The 1,709-nt window shown below is 72.3% G+C and carries 2 protein-coding genes; both read right to left on the minus strand.

Annotated elements, in window-relative coordinates; all coding sequences use genetic code 11:
- A partial coding sequence (locus tag ACFHWU_RS29055; RefSeq protein WP_416592287.1) for a 2-keto-4-pentenoate hydratase occupies nucleotides 1-790 on the minus strand: 790 nt, incomplete at its 3' end.
- On the minus strand, nucleotides 787-1,709 hold a 923-nt coding region (locus tag ACFHWU_RS29060; RefSeq protein WP_416592288.1), incomplete at its 5' end, for an aldehyde dehydrogenase family protein. The genes ACFHWU_RS29055 and ACFHWU_RS29060, both read right to left, overlap by 4 nt.

Here is a 1,709-nt window from a genome sequence, read left to right on the forward strand (position 1 = left end):
CCGGTTCCGCGCTGAATCTGGTCCGCACCGAGCCGAGCCCGGCGATCCGTGCCTCGTACGCGGCCCCCGGGGTGACCGGCACCATCGGGCCCAGCGCACCCGAGAGCACCACGTCACCGGCCCGCAGCGGATCCCCCGCCGCCGCCAGCGTCGACGCCAGCCAGGCGACGGCGTGCACCGGGTTGCCGAGGCAGGCGGCACCGGCACCCACCGACACCGGCTCACCGGCGGATTCCAGGACCTTGCCGCACTCGCGCAGGTCCACCGAGGCGGGCGGCACCGGCCGGTCACCCAACACGAACAGCCCCGACGAGGCGTTGTCCGCCACCGTGTCCACGATCGAGATGTCCCAACCGGCGATCCGGGAGTCGACGATCTCGATCGCCGGTAGCAGGAAGTCGGTGGCCCGCAGCACGTCAACCACGGTCGCCGGCCCGTCCGGCAGATCCGCCGACAGCACGAACGCCACCTCGGCCTCCACCCTGGGCTGGATCAGCCCGGCCAGGTCGACCTCGTCGCCGTCGCAGACCGCCATGTCGGCGAAGAGCACCCCGAAGTCGGGCTGGTAGACGCCGAACGCGGCCTGCACCGCCGGCGACGTCAGGCCGATCTTCGCCCCCACCCGACGCCGCCCGGCCCCTGTCCAACCGGCCACCAACTCCCGCTGCACCGCGTACGCCGTATCCACGTCACCGACCGGCAGCAACCGGTCCCGCAACGGCGCACACGGCACCCCCGTGTCGTACACCCCGGCCAACGCCGCGACAGCCGCCCCGATATCCACAGTCATGAGAAGTCCACACAGACGTTGGTCAACTCGGAGTAGAAGTCCAACGAGTGCACGCCGCCCTCCCGGCCCACCCCGGAGGCCTTCACCCCACCGAACGGCGTCCGCAGATCCCGCAGGAACCACGTGTTCACCCAGACGATGCCGGCGTCCAGCCGGGCACCGGCCCGGTGCGCCCGCCCCACGTCGCGGGTCCACACTGTCGCGGCCAGCCCGTAGTCGGAGTCGTTGGCCAGGGCGAACGCCTCCTCCTCGGTGTCGAACGGGGCGATGTGGCAGATCGGGCCGAACACCTCCTCGCGCAGCAGCCGCGCAGACTGCCCGAGCCCGGTCAACACGGTCGGCTGCACGTACGCGCCGCCGTCGCGGACGTCGCCGAACGACGGCACCCCACCACCAGCTCGTACGTCGGCACCCTCGACGCGGGCCAGGTCGTAGAAGCCGAGCACCTTGTCCCGGTGGCCGCGCGAGATCAGCGGCATCGTCGAGATCGTCTCGTCGGCGGGCCAGCCGTACCGGACGTCACGGGCGGCGGCCGACAGCCGGTCGACGAACTCGTCGAAGACCGGCCGCTGCACGTACAGCCGCTCGGTGCACAGGCACACCTGGCCGCCGTTGGTGAACGATGAGCGCACCGAGCCGGCGACGGCGGCGTCCAGGTCGGCGTCGGCGAAGACCAGGCCGGCGTTCTTGCCGCCCAGCTCGAACGAGACCGCCTTCACCCCGTCGGCGGCGGCCCGCATGATCGCCGACCCCGTCGCCGACTCACCCGTGAAGGTGATCGCGTCGACTCCCGGATGAGTGGTCAGCCACTCCCCCGCCGCACCCGGCCCGAACCCGTGCACCAGGTTGAACACCCCGTCCGGTACGCCCGCCGCCGCCATCACCTCCGCCAGCAGCGTCGCCGACGCCGGCGTCTCCT

The sequence above is a fragment of the Micromonospora sp. LOL_015 genome, from assembly GCF_048060275.1.
Classification (GTDB): domain Bacteria; phylum Actinomycetota; class Actinomycetes; order Mycobacteriales; family Micromonosporaceae; genus Micromonospora_E.